This is a genomic window from Bradyrhizobium sp. Rc2d (assembly GCF_900099855.1).
Taxonomy (GTDB): domain Bacteria; phylum Pseudomonadota; class Alphaproteobacteria; order Rhizobiales; family Xanthobacteraceae; genus Bradyrhizobium.
In genome coordinates this window covers 121,441-135,059 of sequence record NZ_FNCU01000014.1, presented here as the reverse complement: position 1 = coordinate 135,059, position 13,619 = coordinate 121,441, and the positions used below count along the sequence as shown (strand labels likewise).

The 13,619-nt window shown below is 61.7% G+C and carries 14 protein-coding genes, 1 tRNA gene and 3 pseudogenes; 10 read left to right on the top strand and 8 right to left on the bottom strand.

The window, feature by feature from the left end; genetic code table 11:
- The first annotated feature begins 9 nt into the window (after positions 1–9).
- Positions 10–1,554, top strand: coding sequence for an ISL3 family transposase (locus BLV07_RS19190; protein ID WP_091888402.1), 1,545 nt, complete (start codon positions 10–12; stop codon positions 1,552–1,554).
- Positions 1,555–1,624: 70 nt separating this feature from the next.
- Here BLV07_RS19190 and BLV07_RS47640 read toward each other — a convergent pair whose 3' ends face one another.
- Entirely contained in the window at positions 1,625–3,310 is a 1,686-nt protein-coding gene (locus BLV07_RS47640; protein WP_091888400.1) for an integrase catalytic domain-containing protein, read from the bottom strand.
- A 123-nt stretch (positions 3,311–3,433) separates the two neighbouring features.
- Between BLV07_RS47640 and BLV07_RS46330 the strand changes: the two genes are divergently transcribed.
- A complete protein-coding gene (locus BLV07_RS46330) occupies positions 3,434–3,754 on the top strand; it encodes a hypothetical protein (RefSeq protein WP_143035453.1) in 321 nt (106 codons plus the stop codon).
- A 178-nt stretch (positions 3,755–3,932) separates the two neighbouring features.
- Here BLV07_RS46330 and BLV07_RS19175 read toward each other — a convergent pair whose 3' ends face one another.
- Complete coding sequence (locus BLV07_RS19175; RefSeq protein WP_349525142.1) at positions 3,933–4,244, bottom strand: H-NS histone family protein; 312 nt, start codon at positions 4,242–4,244, stop codon at positions 3,933–3,935.
- 35 nt (positions 4,245–4,279) lie between these two features.
- Between BLV07_RS19175 and BLV07_RS19170 the strand changes: the two genes are divergently transcribed.
- Entirely contained in the window at positions 4,280–4,579 is a 300-nt protein-coding gene (locus tag BLV07_RS19170; RefSeq protein ID WP_091888395.1) for a hypothetical protein, read from the top strand.
- Between the two features lie 171 nt (positions 4,580–4,750).
- Here BLV07_RS19170 and BLV07_RS19165 read toward each other — a convergent pair.
- A pseudogene (locus BLV07_RS19165) lies at positions 4,751–4,947 on the bottom strand (hypothetical protein).
- A gap of 587 nt (positions 4,948–5,534) precedes the next feature.
- Here BLV07_RS19165 and BLV07_RS19160 point away from each other — a divergent pair.
- Positions 5,535–6,671: an ABC transporter substrate-binding protein gene (locus tag BLV07_RS19160; RefSeq protein ID WP_176945629.1), complete on the top strand. Its 1,137-nt coding sequence runs from the start codon at positions 5,535–5,537 to the stop codon at positions 6,669–6,671.
- A gap of 186 nt (positions 6,672–6,857) precedes the next feature.
- On the opposite strand, the pseudogene BLV07_RS19155 reads toward BLV07_RS19160, so the two are convergent.
- Positions 6,858–7,418: pseudogene (locus BLV07_RS19155) on the bottom strand (TetR/AcrR family transcriptional regulator); the annotation flags it as partial.
- Positions 7,419–7,532: 114 nt separating this feature from the next.
- On the opposite strand from BLV07_RS19155, the gene BLV07_RS19150 reads away from it, so the two are divergent.
- The 6 genes and pseudogenes from BLV07_RS19150 to BLV07_RS50360 all read left to right on the top strand — a co-directional run.
- Positions 7,533–8,942, top strand: coding sequence for an amidase (locus BLV07_RS19150; protein WP_091888389.1), 1,410 nt, complete (start codon positions 7,533–7,535; stop codon positions 8,940–8,942).
- 43 nt (positions 8,943–8,985) lie between these two features.
- Positions 8,986–9,294 (top strand): tautomerase family protein, encoded by a 309-nt coding sequence (locus BLV07_RS19145; protein ID WP_091888387.1) that lies wholly within the window; start codon positions 8,986–8,988, stop codon positions 9,292–9,294.
- Complete coding sequence (crcB, locus tag BLV07_RS19140; RefSeq protein ID WP_091888385.1) at positions 9,291–9,701, top strand: fluoride efflux transporter CrcB; 411 nt, start codon at positions 9,291–9,293, stop codon at positions 9,699–9,701. Before BLV07_RS19145 ends, crcB begins: the two co-directional genes overlap by 4 nt.
- A 96-nt stretch (positions 9,702–9,797) precedes the next feature.
- Positions 9,798–10,136 (top strand): alcohol dehydrogenase catalytic domain-containing protein, encoded by a 339-nt coding sequence (locus BLV07_RS48340; RefSeq protein ID WP_210187808.1) that lies wholly within the window; start codon positions 9,798–9,800, stop codon positions 10,134–10,136.
- 292 nt (positions 10,137–10,428) lie between these two features.
- Complete coding sequence (locus BLV07_RS48335; RefSeq protein WP_210187807.1) at positions 10,429–10,758, top strand: zinc-binding dehydrogenase; 330 nt, start codon at positions 10,429–10,431, stop codon at positions 10,756–10,758.
- Positions 10,759–10,767: 9 nt separating this feature from the next.
- Positions 10,768–11,170 (top strand): annotated as a pseudogene (locus BLV07_RS50360) (hypothetical protein); the annotation flags it as partial.
- A gap of 21 nt (positions 11,171–11,191) precedes the next feature.
- Here BLV07_RS50360 and BLV07_RS19125 read toward each other — a convergent pair.
- The 4 genes from BLV07_RS19125 to BLV07_RS19110 form a co-directional block, all read right to left on the bottom strand.
- The gene (locus tag BLV07_RS19125; protein ID WP_091888383.1) at positions 11,192–11,725 is read right to left on the bottom strand and encodes a hypothetical protein; all 534 of its coding nucleotides are present in this window, start codon (positions 11,723–11,725) and stop codon (positions 11,192–11,194) included.
- 104 nt (positions 11,726–11,829) lie between these two features.
- Positions 11,830–12,105, bottom strand: a complete 276-nt coding sequence (locus tag BLV07_RS19120; protein ID WP_091888381.1) for a hypothetical protein — start codon at positions 12,103–12,105, stop codon at positions 11,830–11,832.
- Between the two features lie 627 nt (positions 12,106–12,732).
- A tRNA-Met gene (locus BLV07_RS19115) sits at positions 12,733–12,809 on the bottom strand.
- Between the two features lie 266 nt (positions 12,810–13,075).
- Entirely contained in the window at positions 13,076–13,432 is a 357-nt protein-coding gene (locus BLV07_RS19110; protein WP_091888379.1) for a hypothetical protein, read from the bottom strand.
- Positions 13,433–13,619: the final 187 nt, after the last annotated feature.

The window sequence follows — 13,619 nt, the reverse complement described above, 5'->3', positions numbered from 1 at the left end:
ATCAGGACCATGCGAGCCGGCATTCGAACTTCGTCGCTTGTGCCGAGTGGATTGGTTATCGAGAGCGTAAGTGATTCATCTGACTCGATTATTATAGCCGTCCGGGCGGAAAGCGGCGTCGCCGCGTGCCCATTGTGCGGGGCGAGATCAAGCCGAATCCATAGCCGATACGACAGACAGGCTGCGGATTTGCCCTGTGCAGGCAAGGAAATACGCCTCCGCGTAGTCACACGGAGGTTCGTTTGCGAGGTCCCTCATTGTCGGCGACGGATTTTCGCTGAACGGTTCGGGGACGATGTTCTCCCATCCCGATCGCGCCGAACCGCACGGCTGGATTGCATCGTCCACCATCTGGGGCTGGCACTCGGCGGCAGGCCGGCAGCGAGTTTCGCCAAACGGCTGATGCTGCCGGTCAGCAACGATACATTGCTCCGGGTTGTGCGACGGAGAGCGGCGTCACGAGCCGATCCTCTGACCGTTGTCGGCATCGACGATTGGGCCTTTCGACGCAATCGTCGATACGGAACGATTGTCTGCGATCTCGAGCGACGACGGATTGTGACGTTGTTGCCAGATCGCGAGGTCGCGACAGTTCGAGCTTGGCTCGCCGAACATCCTGGGATCAAGATCGTGTCGCGCGATCGCGGTGGCGGTTATGGTGAGGCGGTTGCCAAGGCGCTACCAGATACGGTTCAAGTCGCCGATCGTTGGCACCTGATGGAGAACGCCAGCGCGGCCTTCCTCAACGCGGTACGCAAGTCCATGCGCGCAATCCGCAACGCGATCGGTGCGCCGACAATCACCCCAGAGCTGCTCACCTCGGTAGAAAAGCTGCGGTACGAGAGCTATCTGCGGCGGGAGGATACAAATGCGGCAATCGCGAAGCTCGCCCGCGACGGCTTGTCGATCAAGCAGATTGTCCGCCGCTTGGGTCATAGTCGCAATCTCGTTCGACAGACGCTGCGTGGCGGACGAACCGATGTGTTCCACACGCGGCAACAGTCGCTCGATGCGTACTATCTGTTCCTTGAGGGCCAGTGGAGCGGCGGCTGCCGCAATGGCGCCGAACTCTGGCGTCGCTTGCAGTCGCAAGGGTTCGGGGGATCCTTGCGCGCTGTTGGTGAGTGGGCAACGCGCCGACGTCGATCGGAGGCGGTCAGCAAACAACAGCTGCAAAGGATTCCCTCGGCCAGAACTATTGCCCGTCTCATGACGATTAAACGACATTGCATGACTAAGGCTGATGCCGCCATCGAGGCCGGTGTGCCGCCCCTCGTTGAGGCCCGCGCGCTCGTCGACCAGTTCCAAGACATGATCCGAAAGAAGGACGAGGCCAAACTCGACGCCTGGATCGCAAACGCAAAGACAAGCCTGGTCTCATCCCTCGCCATGGGAGTCCTCAAGGACAGAGCCGCAGTGCGTGCTGCGATTACCCAGCCTTGGTCAAACGGCCAAGTTGAAGCACAGATTACGAAACTCAAACTAGTCAAACGACAAATGTATGGCCGAGCGAAAATCGACCTTCTCGAAGCACGATTGCTCGGGACTGCGTGATCCGCGACGCTGTCATCAAAAGTGCGTCAGAGCCCAATATTGACCCCCCGTATTGCCGCAGCTACGAATGTCACCCTGATGGCGCCATTGCCGATGACGATCCGATGTCGATTAATCGGTCGCGCCAGATGGCTTTCCCGGCTTGCTCGACGAGAGGGGCTGTGGGCGGGTCGGGCCCTACATAGCCCGAGCCGTCCACAACCCGGGGCAATGGGGCAGCGGTCGTGGCGTCGTCGAGCGGGCCTTGGGCGACCAACCGTTCGGCAGCCCTCCGTCTGAGCGCCCTCAGCAGACGTTGCACAATCGAATGCTGTCTCTTTCCGAACTCCTCGGGGTATTTCTCGCGCAGCCGACCGACAATTGCGCGCGCCGTCAGCTGCGGCTGCTCTGCGAGCCACGCTTCGATCGCGGCAATATGCGGGTCGAGCTTGGACGGCATGCGAACTCTGGTCTTATAGGGCCGACGAGTTCGCCGGTGCGTGGCACGCGGCTCGCCGACCGTCGCGGTCTTGCCGAGCGTCTTCGCGAACGTCGCCGCGGTCGCTGGCAGGATGCTAGTGTGAGCGGGTTGCAGGCCGCGCGCCTGTCCGGCACGACGATCGACGCGATTGCCTAGTTCCTCTTGGGTTGTGCGAATCTCCGCCAACAGCGCGACCGGATCGAGCGAGCGATACTGATCGCGTAGCCGTTTCTTCACGGCCGCGGTCACCTTGGGATGCGCCAAGGCACGCTCATAGGGCGTCGATGGGAGATGATATCGCTTGATCACTTTAGCCCCTTCGCGACGCTTCTCCTTCAGCTTGAACGACGGCTGGAAGAAGTTGACGTAGAGCCGTGCCGCCGCATAGAGGCGGCCCATCATACGCGCCGTCTCGACGCCATCGAAGCGGCCATAGCCCATGAGGCGGCGGACGACGGCACCATTCTTCTGCTCGACAAACGCCTGGTCGTTCTTCTTATAGGCACGCGAGCGAGTGACTTCGAGCTTCTGTTCGCGACACCATGGCACGACGACATCGTTCATGAAGGCGCTGTCGTTGTCGAAGTCCACGCCGCGCAACAGCCAGGGGAACAGGCTCTGTGCGCGGTTGATCGCCTCGACGACGAGCGAACCTTCCCGCGTCAGCAACGGCAGGCACTCCGTCCAGCCGGTGGCGACATCGACCATCGTCAGGGTTTGGATGAACGAGCCAGCCACCGACGTGTCGCCATGGGCGACCATGTCGACCTCGCAGAAGCCGGGCACCGGGCTGTTCCAGTCATTGAACGCGCGGATCGGGACCTCGCGCCGGATTGCCGAATAGAATCCGGCACGGCGCCGCCTGCCGCCGCTCGCCGCGATCCTCACATCGACGAGCAGGCGATCGATGGTGGCGGCGCTGATAACCAGAACACGATCACGGTCCGACTGGCCAAGCTGCAGTCGGCCATGTTGCTCAAGGGCAGGCAGCAAGGTCGGGATCATCACCTTGAGCCGCTTGCCGCACACACGATCCGACGCCTCCCACAGCGCCGTCAGCGCGTCCTTGATCGTCGCGCCATATCTGCGTCTTCGCTTTCTTGTTGCCTCGACCTCGCCCGGTCCAACCGTCTCGCGTCGCCGGAGCGCGCGCACCGCATGCTTGCGATGCCAGCCCGTCGTCGCGCACAGCTCGTCGAGGATCCGTCCCTTCTCCGCTCGTTTGGCCGACCGGTAACGCTCCGTTACCGCCGACACCACCTCGCGCCGCGCGCCCATGCTGATCTTTCCCGCCATAGACGCCACCGAACCAATTCGATGGCACCGACCCAATCATCGGCGAGAAGTTGTCCAGTAACATTCGGGGTGAGGCAATGCGCCCCCTAAGCCGGGGGATCGGCGTCCAAAATTGCAGGCCGAATGACAGACAGTGATGCCCAGCGCCTTCGCGGCCTTGAGATTGCAGTGGAGAAGGTGCGACGCTTGCGCGCGATGGGTTCGCTGTGCCGTCAACAGGCCGCGTACAACGGCATGAACAAATGGAAGCTCCTCGCGGAAGCGGAATACTGGGAGCACTTAGCTGAGATTGAGCTGTCGGCCTACTTCCAGGAATGCAACGTCGATAGCTCGACCAGTTCGCATGATCTGGCCGTGGTGAGAAAACTCCTGCAATCCGGGGATGAAGTCACTCTAAAGCCCAAAGTTGGGCCAACTCGTCAAACATCAGGGGCCCTGCAATGAGCAACCGTAATCGGGCGTACAACCGCGTTGTCCTGTGCCAGCGCGCTCAGGCGCTTCTTTCTCAGCTTGCCGAACTGGAGATCCTTCGAGGCCGAGTGCAAGAGGCCGAGGAGAATGCACGTCTCCGTCAATCGGCAGATCCGGTGAAGTCAACCATTCACTAGTCATCCTGCCGGGCTTACTCAACAGGCGACCTTGTGTGATCGTCCGGGACACGGAAGTCGTCGAGGTTCTTTCCCGAGGCCAATTGTGCACTGAGCCAACGGGGTTGCTTGCCTCGCCCTGCCCAAGTCTCGGTCGGTCGTTCAGGGTTTCTGTACTTTGGAAGTACCCGTGGATACCGTCGCCGGACACTAGTGGTGCTCGTAGTAGTAGCTGCCGTCCCAAGCTGCCGCAGTCGCGCGTCGAGCTGCGCCTGTTCGGCTGCTATTTTGCGAGCAAGTATTTCTGACACCTGCTCGTAAAGCGACCAAAGCTGGTCGATGGTCATCGATTTCAGATCAGACGGGTTCATCTTCGGCTTTAATGCTGACGGTCGCGCTTACAGCCGCCCGCAACACCGCCAAACACGATAAAATGGTGATGGAAGCGCACTACGCGGGGCCAATAAGGCACTCCGGTTACGTCGTCGCCCAAACTCGACTTAGTCATTTCTTCTTTGATTTCAAGAGGCAGTGCGCGGGCGGGCTGACACTGGCCTCGGCGACGCTGGTGGCGATGAGCGGCATATTAGCGATGTGTCTGCAGTTGGATAAGCATCGCGTTGCGTGCTTCTCGGCCTGCGTGAACGTACCGCCGATCTTGGTCGCGCCTCTGCTCACATAGAGCGGCCTGCCGTCGCGCTCCAGGCGGAGGCGATAGCCGTCGTACTTCACCTCGTGGACCCAGTCGGAAGCAGTTGGAAACGTTGGTTGAGTTGGTCGGCAGGCAGAACTCAAAGGCGCTACGCATGCGGCGCAGATAAGCATCCCGCCTGCGCAATTCCATCACCCAAGCTCAGTCGTCATCTCGGTCGTGGTGATGATGACGATGATGATGGTGGTCTTCGTGTCCGCCGGAGCTTTGCCCGCCGGACCTAGCAATTGCGGTTGATTCAGGGAGGTCGCGAGGAGCAGTGTCATGGCCGGAGGCGTCACCGCGGCGAACCTTCCGCAGGTCTTCAAGAATTCACGCCGGTCGCCGTCCTCATCCATCTAAACATGGCACATCCCTCACCAATCATTTAATCCATAATTAAATAAGCCGACGTTTCAAGCGGGCTTACGTAAACAGTCCAAACGGGTTCACACAAGCGCGGGAGCACTGGCGCCGAGCAAACACGGATGCAGCCACGAAGCCCTGGACTGGGGCCGCTTCATGGGCGTCCGCTAGATTAAATAAATTTAATGGCGGCAAGTATTTAATTTATGGCCTAGCATGGGCCGCTAGGCGCCTACCGCTGGCGCCAAGCCTCGAAACGGCTCCAGGATCTTATTCCAGCCCCCGACCCCAAGATGCCGGACCGTTTCGTGCCACCGGGCCATAAGTAATTGCAGCGCACCAGACGCGAGTGTCGCGCCACGCTTAATCATCCTGAGCAGGCGTAGAGGTTATCCGTTGGCAGGGACGGCGCCTGTAGATCTGCACGGCTCTGCGGTCCTCAATTGGAGGCAATTCTCTGAGGTGCGTCATCTCGCGCTCGCACGTCCCGCAGGCGGGAGGTCGCTGAGTATTGCTGTTGGCTCGCATGACAAGGAGCGCTAACCGATCCGCGACCGCTCGACACTTGGGGATTACGGGAGTGACCGAGACCAAAGTTGTAGCCTCACCGAACCAGCACCCTTTCGCCGCGCGCCCATACTTCCGCGCCTTTGACCCGGACCAGACATCACCAACCTTTCAATACCATCATTTCAGCGGCTATGATGGCAAGTCGCGCGCTGCCGAAATCGGAAATGACATGATCGGAGCGATCATGATTGGGCGCCGGTGTTTTATAAGTTTGATCGGAGCGGCCATCGTCGTCGCGCCGCTCTCGACACGCGCGCAGCAGCCGGCCACACCGGTCATTGGATTCCTCAACAACTTGTCGCCTGGTGCGATCGCCCGCCCCGTAGCCGCGTTCCGCGAGGGCCTGAAGGAAGCGGGCTTTATCGAAGGCCACAACCTCGTGATCGAATATCGCTGGGCCGAGAATCACAATGATCGCTTGCCCGCGCTGGCTGCCGATCTGGTCCGGCGCCAGGTTGCGGTGATTGTTGCGACCGGCGGTGGCGCCTCGGCGCTCGCCGCCAAGGCTGCGATCACCACGATTCCGACCGTGTTTTCCTCAGCCACTGATCCTGTCAAGCTGGGCCTCGTTGTCAGCCTAAACCGACCCGGCGGAAACGCCACCGGCGTTCATGTGATGACCAACTCTTTGGAAGCCAAGCGGCTGGACCTGCTGCACGAACTGGTGCCAAACGCCGCCACCATCGCCATGCTGGTCAATCCGGGCACCCCCGGCGCCGACAGCCAGTTGACGGAAGCGAAGACGGCTGCGCAAACCCTCGCGCGGAAGATTCACGTTCTAAGGGCACACAACGAGCCGGAACTTGACAGGGCCTTCGCGATCCTGGCCGAGCACCATGCCGACGCTCTCCTTGTCGCGGCTGATCCGTTCTTCAACGCTCACCGCCAGCAGATCGTCACACTGGCAACGCGCTACGCCGTTCCCGCAATCTACGAGTTCCGAGAGTTTGCCGTGGCCGGCGGCCTGATGAGCTACGGGATCAGCCTGGCCGACGCGTACCGGCAGGTTGGACTTGATGACCAACTCGAATTTGGTCGGCTGCACAACCGGCAAGTCGGCGGCCTTGACGCCCTGAAGAATCTTGCCGGCATAAATCAAGTGACCGCTTTGGGCCTGACTGCGAAGTCTCTGATCGCAGCGGTTTAGTCCGCTGCTCATTCGGCAGCCGACGTGCCCATTGTCACGGCTGCTTAGCTCAGGGCCAGAGTCGAAGTCGGATTCCTGGAAATCGTCTTGCGTTCGCTACTTGGGTCGGCGCCGGGTCGCGGTTGAGGATCGTTTCGCGCTACCGGAACGGCCGTTAACCCGCAGTTCCGGTTTCCCGGTGCCGTCAGCCGGCAGGAGACCAGCCGCTCGATAGCCATCGATTAGTGCATCGAAGAGAGAGATGTCCGAGCGACTCCGTGCCATGAGTTGGGCACCCGCAACGGCGGCGTAGATCGAGCGGGCTCGGGCTTCGCTCTCCTCGCGTCGGACCAAACCGGCCGCGACAAGAGTTCTGCTCAGCCACGCCACGTTGACATCGGCGAAGGCCTGGACCTCCTTCTTCACTGCTTCCGGCAGGTCGTCGTATTCGGCGGACATGAAGCTGCCGAGACAGAGGCGGTTATCGCTCTCGAGCGACTTGCGGAAAATATTCGGATATTCGTGCAGGGAGTGCACCGGATCCGAGGTCTCGGCCGAGATTGCTTCGAGATTGGCCGCCGTGTCCTCCCAATAGCGCCTTGCCACCGCTGCGCCGAGATCGGCTTTGCTCGGGAAGTGATGGTAGATGCTCGGAGCTCTTATCCCCACTTCGGTCGCGAGATCGCGAAAATTCAGGCCGTTGTAGCCGTGAGCCTGCGCCGCTCGCTTGGCCGCGGCCAGGATCACTTCCTTCGAATTCGTATTCATGTGCGGTCTCGAGTTCCCCGAAAAAGAAAACCTACCATGTGGTAGATAGCCATTGACAGTGAAAAAGGAAAGTCTTAAGTCCAGCCTACCAAGTGGACGGTAGGAGAATAGCTAATGAAACCTGAAATCATCTACTCCGACGCGACCAAGCTGGCCGAACTGATCCGCACCAAGGAGGTGTCGCCGGTCGAGGTCGTGCAGGCGCATCTCAATCGCATCGAAGCCGTGGACCCGAAGGTCAACGCGATCGTCACGGCCGCCGACGGCGCGCTCGAAGCCGCGAAGGCGGCGGAGGCGGCCGTGCTGGCGGGCGAAGAACTCGGCCCGTTGCACGGCGTCCCCTTCACGGTGAAGGACTCCATCGACACCGCAGGGGTGTTGACCCAGCGTGGTTCGCCGATCTTCAAGGGTCGCGTTCCCGACGCCGACGCGACGAGCGTGGCGCGCATGAAGAAGGCGGGCGGTATCCTGCTCGGCAAGACCAACCTTCCCGAATTCTCCTACTGGATCGAGAGCGACAACCTGCTCTCCGGCCGGTCGAACAACCCCTGGGACCTTGAGCGCACGCCGGGCGGGTCGAGCGGCGGTGAATCGGCCGCGATCGCGGCGGGCATGTCGCCGATCGGTCTCGGCACCGATCTCGCGATCTCTGTGCGTGGCCCGGCTGCGCAAACCGGCATCACATCGATGAAGGCAACTCATGGCCGCGTGCCCATGACCGGCATCTGGCCGCACGCGCCGCGTCGCTTCTGGCATGTCGGGCCGATGGCCCGCTCCGTTCGAGACGTCGCACTCGCCTTCTCGCAACTCGTCGGGCCTGACGGCCAGGACGCGTTCGCCACCAGCACGGTCCAGTTCGATGCGGGAATCGGCCGCCAGCCCTACCGCCAGCTCCGCGTGGGCTGGATGATCGGACCCGGCTTCGGACCGGTCGACCCCGAGGTTGCGGCGACCGTCAAGGCGGCGGCCGAGGCGCTGAAGGACATCGGCGTCTTTGTCGAGCAGGTGAGCATTCCGGCGCTGGAGCGCGACTTCGCTCTCGACGTGTTTAACCGCCTCCATGTCATGGAGATGAAGCCCGCATTTGCGGAGGCCACCGCCGGCCGCAGCCAGGATGAACTCTACAAGATGGCGAAGACCATGCTCTCGCTGCCCGACACGTCGATGAAGGACTATATCGACGCCGAGCAGGCGGCCGAGCGGCTGTGCGATGGCTATGCCGATTACTTCTCGCGCTACGACGCGCTGATCACCCATGTGCTGCCGATCCCGGCCCACAAGCATGGCGTCGAGGAGTTCACCATCGACGGCCAGACCGTGGACGCCACCTACCTTCAGGGCGCGACCGTCCCGCTCAACGTCACCGGGTTGCCCGGCGTGGCGATGCGGTTCGGCACGAGCGAGGAAGGGCTGCCGATCAACGTGCAGATCGTCGGCAAGTGGCAGGCGGAGTCAACCATCCTTCACGTCGCCTCGCTGCTCGAAGGCGTCAGCCCGGTTCGCGGCCTCCACCCGGCTCTCTGATGTCGGAGGACACCCGGAAGCGGTGCGCTTCCGGGTGCCGCCCATGGTGAACCGCAAAATTCCGAAAGAAGCGAGAAATACTTCCAAAGATCAGCGGAAGAAGATCGCTGATTCACTGGCCCAATCCCTTGCCGAGGGATTCGGTCTGCCAGTGGAAGACCCGTTCGTCGTCGTGAGCGAGCACGGCGACGGTTGGATGTTCATCCATCCAACGTACATGGACATCCAGCGATCACCCGACGCCATGATCATGCCGCCGTGGCTGCCGGAGTCGACAATCCTGCACCTGGCTTCGTTGCTGGAAAGGGTGAGTCCGGTCCGAGATCTCCATCCAGAGTTATCTCGGCCATGATTCCGACTCCTTATCTCTACGTCGCCGCCGGCGGCGCCATCGGTAGTGTCGGCCGCTACTGGGTCGGGCTGGTCGCAGCCCGCGCCGGGGGCGAGGCATTCCCTTGGGGCACGATCCTGATCAACATCGTCGGCAGCTTCATTATTGGCTTCTTCTCCACGCTCACTTTGCCCAGCGGCCCGTTACCTGCGAGCGCCGACCTACGCACCTTCGTCATCGTCGGCGTGTGCGGCGGCTTCACCACATTCTCCTCGTTCAGCCTGCAAACCCTGGCGCTGCTGCGCGCAGGGGACTGGGTTGGGGCCATGGGCAACGTGCTGATGTCGGTCGTGCTGTGCATCGCCGCGGTGACGCTGGGCCATGCACTCGCCACGCGCATCGGCGCAGGAGGATTGGTGAGTCCGTGAGCGCGCCGCGCATCCTGGCCAGGCTGGCGCAGTGAAAGCGTTCATCGACCGACCGCAAACTTGGGATCGAGAATTTGATATCGACAGGAGATTACGATGAGTATCGCGATACGTTTCACGCAAACCGGAGGCCCGGACGTTCTACAGGTCGGGCCGATCGTGGAGACACAACCCGGCGCAGGCGGGGTATGGATCGAACAGGAAGCGATCGGCGTCAATTATCTCGACGTAACCCAACGCAACGGGGCCGTCCCGATTCCGCTTCCAAGCGGCGTGGGTGTCGAAGCCGCCGGCCGTGTGGCGGCGATCGGGCGCGACGTCGCGAACGTCACGGTGGGCGAACGCGTCGCTTATATTCTCGGACCCATCGGCGGTTACGCCAGCGGTCGTCTCTACCCGGCCCCGAACGCCTCGTCCGACTGCCCGACGAACTGAGCGCCGAAGATGCCGCGGCAGTGCTGTTCAAGGGCATTACCACTCACTACCTGCTGCACAGCACTTACGCCGTCGGTCCCGGTACCGTGGTGCTGCTCTACGGGGCGGCGGGTGCCCTCGGCCAAATCATGGTCTCCTGGGCCAAGTCGCTGGGCGCCTTCGTCATCGGCGTTGTTTCGAAGGAGGCAAGCGTAGCGCGGGCGCAAGCGGCCGGCTGCGATGTCGCGCTCGTCTGGAACGCCTGCGATCTTCCGGCCGATTGGCTAAGGCATCAGGCGGCCAAAAAGCGAATGTGGTATACGATGGGATCGGCAAATCGACCTTCGCGACTTCGCTCGAATGCCTACGCTCGCGCGTCGGTGCGTCCAGCGGAGCGCCCGATCCCGTCGCGGTCGGCACGCTGAACGCCGAGGGCTCGCTATTCCTGACGCGGCCGGGCTTGGCTCATCATGCGACCGACGCAGACGAATATCGAGAGCGGGCGCTCTGCGTATTCGACGCCGCCAAAAAGGGAATCATCAAGCCCGCGATCTGGAAGACGTTCCCACTCGCCGAGGCGGCGGAGGCGCATGCGGCGCTCGAGGGCCGCAAGTCGGCCGGCGCGATCGTTCTGAAGCCGTAACATGGAAGCCACGATCGAAATCGTGCTCCACGCCGGCCGCAGCGCGGTCGATGTGGCGCTCTACACCTTGCTGCCAATCATCGTGCTCATGACGATAGCGATGCGCTTTCTCGAAGTCAGCGGCGTTCTGACTGGATCAGGGAGCTCGTCCGCCAACAAGGAGCGTGGGCAAACATTCCACCGAAACGAAATCGCAAAGACCCAATCTGCTTTAGCCCGTATCTGTATCGTGCACGTAACTTGATCGAGCGGTTCTTCAACAAGATCAAGCAATGTCGGCGCGTCGCGACCCGATATGGCAAACTCGCCACCAACTATCTATCTGGCTTTCGTCAAACTCGCATCAATCCGAATTTGGCTACCTGCTAATGAGACCACACCTAGTCGAAGGTCAGGTCATCAAGGCTCGTGACCGAGTCGTCCTGCTTGCATCTCAAGGCAGGACGGTACGCACCGGCGCCGCTCTGAACGGATCATCGTAACTGCCATCGGCATGGGCGTCCTCGACGGCAAGCGAGATGGCGCCGTCGTGCCTGAAGCGCGTCAAGCATTCGCGCTTGAATTCGCCGAGCTTCAAGCGGTCGGGTGCCCTGACTACCTCCGTACAGAAAAGCAGCCGGTCCAGGATCGGACCCGTTCGGCACAACTTCGGAATGCGCCCCCACGCTCCGACCGCTTCCTCGACCTCGGCGAGCGCGGTCCGTCGATCGTCCTTGAAATCGACGCGACCGACGACCCCCTCGGCCGTCAGGCCTTCTACGTCGACGAGAAGCCCGAGTCGGAATTCTTCACTGACGATCTCACGGATGAACTCGACATATTGGGTAACGATCTCGAAACGCATCCGGGCGATCGCGGTCTCGTCGGCGGCCGGCTTGTGCTTTATTAGGGCCTGCTGAAATTCGGCGCTCCAACCCCAGGCGTCGAAATTCTTAAACTTCAACAGCGTTTCCGTTTCGCCCTTCATTGCTCACCTTTCGCCTCAGGATCCGAAGCCGCCGTCAACTCTTCCGAGATTTCGCGCAATTGATAGTCGCAGCACGGCGAATTTGCTCATTGCGGGAGTGAGACCTACGTCCGAAGGCCCACATCTCCCAGAACAACGTTGCGCACGCCGACGGTTAAGGACGCGTAATGCTGCGGGTACTCGACCTCGAACACGGTGTAGATTTCGTGTTTGCGCCCATCGTGGGCCTCGAATCTCCAGCGGTATTCTTCTTCGCGACCGAAGAACCTGATGACGCAGGCAAGCGCTTCGACGACATTGTGCTCCCGCTCGATCCGGAGAAGCGCCTCGCTGTGCACGAAGTGCTGTCCCTGCCTGCGGCGGCGGCGCGTCGAATCCAATCATCCGCGCCGCGTCCCGGCCCTGCCCCGCGTAGCTGATGTAGCCGCCGCGGCCGATGGCCGCCGCCGAAATCGCGATCGAGGCCGCGCGCGGATGCCCCGTCGAAGTCATCACCGACACGATGATTGCGCCTCTTAGGGAAGCTAACTCGCCTTAGCTTCCCATCGCTTGCAGCGCACGAACTGGAGCTGGCGGATGTCTTCACGGAGGCGAGCAAAGGAGCCTGCGAGGGCGCCGGGTGCCGAAGCCGAAGGTGTGAAATCATGTTCACTGCGGTGGGAAATCGTTCACGGCCGAGGCGCCTGGTGGAAAATCACTTACGTCGGTGCAAAATTGCTTATCCAGACTGCGTCGGGTGCAAGATCGCTAACGCAGAAAATCCTGTACTTGCGCAGAAAAAGCCTGATTCCGGCGTTGGTGAATCCTAACGAATGGTGAAGGCGCACCAAGGACTGGTGGCAAGCTTATCACGGCGTGGCGTTTTCCTAGGCGCCAGTCGAAACTGCCTCGATCTGAGGAGTTGCGACTGCCAGGAATCGCAGATGGTTTGTACGGATTTTGTACGGGCCGATTTTTGGGTCGATTTTCCTGGGGTTTGAAATCGCGAAAACATCAACGATTTCAAATGGTAGCGGGGGAGGGACTCGAACCCCCGACCCCAGGATTATGATTCCCGTGCTCTAACCAGCTGAGCTACCCCGCCACAGAGCTCGCGGTGGCCGAAACGGCCGATCTCGCGAACGCGCGGCATATAAGGAGGGGGGCGGCGGGAAGTCAAGCAAAGCCCGGTCGATTAGCTGAGTGAATTCAGCGACGGACCGGCCCATTCCGACACCAGACCTGTGGAGAGTCCCCCTCACCCGTAATCCGCGCTTTTCCGCGGATTCCGGACTCTCCCCGCATCCGCCTTCGCCAAGGCTTCGGCGGGACAAGCGCGGGGAGAGGCGAAGGAAGGGGCGAAGAATCAGCCTATTTCGGCCGCACGTTCGGATCGCCGCCGGGGCTGCCCGGGGGTGGGATCACCGGGGTGTTGGCGCCGGTGTCGGGCGCGGGCGCGTGCATCTCGGGGTCGATGCCGGCGGGCGGGCAGAGCACGCCCTCGGATTTGGCCAGCTTGTCGCCTAGCGGTTCCCGGGCCTGGCCGGTGGTGGTGCCGTCAGGCTGGCGGTTCAGACGGTCCTGGGCTGTGCAATTGGTCGGATGTTGCGGAGATGGCGGCGCGGTCTGTTGCGGCGGCGTCGCCGGGGCGGGCGGGGCCTGCGCGATCGCGCTGCCGGAGGCGGCGATCAGGAGGCCCGCTAGGATGATGTTTGATGTCGTGCGCATGGGAAGGAAACGCGCTGGGCCAGCGGCTCGTTCCCGGGCCAAGCGCGATGTGATCGCGCGGTCCCCTGAGGTATTCCCCCGTCATTGCAATGACGGGGTGGTGAAAGCTTTATCCGCGCGAGAGATGTCGCTGGTGGAGAGAGCCCTCTCCCCTACCCTCTCCCGCAAGCGGGAGAGGGGGCGCACT

Excerpts from the sequence above, each read along its gene's own strand:
- BLV07_RS19175 (WP_349525142.1), bottom strand. The coding sequence starts at position 4,244 with ATGACCATCGACCAGCTTTGGTCGCTTTACGAGCAGGTGTCAGAAATA.
- BLV07_RS19125 (WP_091888383.1), bottom strand. The coding sequence starts at position 11,725 with ATGAAGGGCGAAACGGAAACGCTGTTGAAGTTTAAGAATTTCGACGCC.
- BLV07_RS19170 (WP_091888395.1), top strand. The coding sequence starts at position 4,280 with ATGCTGACGGTCGCGCTTACAGCCGCCCGCAACACCGCCAAACACGAT.
- BLV07_RS46330 (WP_143035453.1), top strand. The coding sequence starts at position 3,434 with ATGACAGACAGTGATGCCCAGCGCCTTCGCGGCCTTGAGATTGCAGTG.
- BLV07_RS19150 (WP_091888389.1), top strand. The coding sequence starts at position 7,533 with ATGAAACCTGAAATCATCTACTCCGACGCGACCAAGCTGGCCGAACTG.
- BLV07_RS19110 (WP_091888379.1), bottom strand. The coding sequence starts at position 13,432 with ATGCGCACGACATCAAACATCATCCTAGCGGGCCTCCTGATCGCCGCC.
- BLV07_RS47640 (WP_091888400.1), bottom strand. The coding sequence starts at position 3,310 with ATGGCGGGAAAGATCAGCATGGGCGCGCGGCGCGAGGTGGTGTCGGCG.
- crcB (WP_091888385.1), top strand. The coding sequence starts at position 9,291 with ATGATTCCGACTCCTTATCTCTACGTCGCCGCCGGCGGCGCCATCGGT.
- BLV07_RS48340 (WP_210187808.1), top strand. The coding sequence starts at position 9,798 with ATGAGTATCGCGATACGTTTCACGCAAACCGGAGGCCCGGACGTTCTA.
- BLV07_RS19145 (WP_091888387.1), top strand. The coding sequence starts at position 8,986 with ATGGTGAACCGCAAAATTCCGAAAGAAGCGAGAAATACTTCCAAAGAT.
- BLV07_RS19190 (WP_091888402.1), top strand. The coding sequence starts at position 10 with ATGCGAGCCGGCATTCGAACTTCGTCGCTTGTGCCGAGTGGATTGGTT.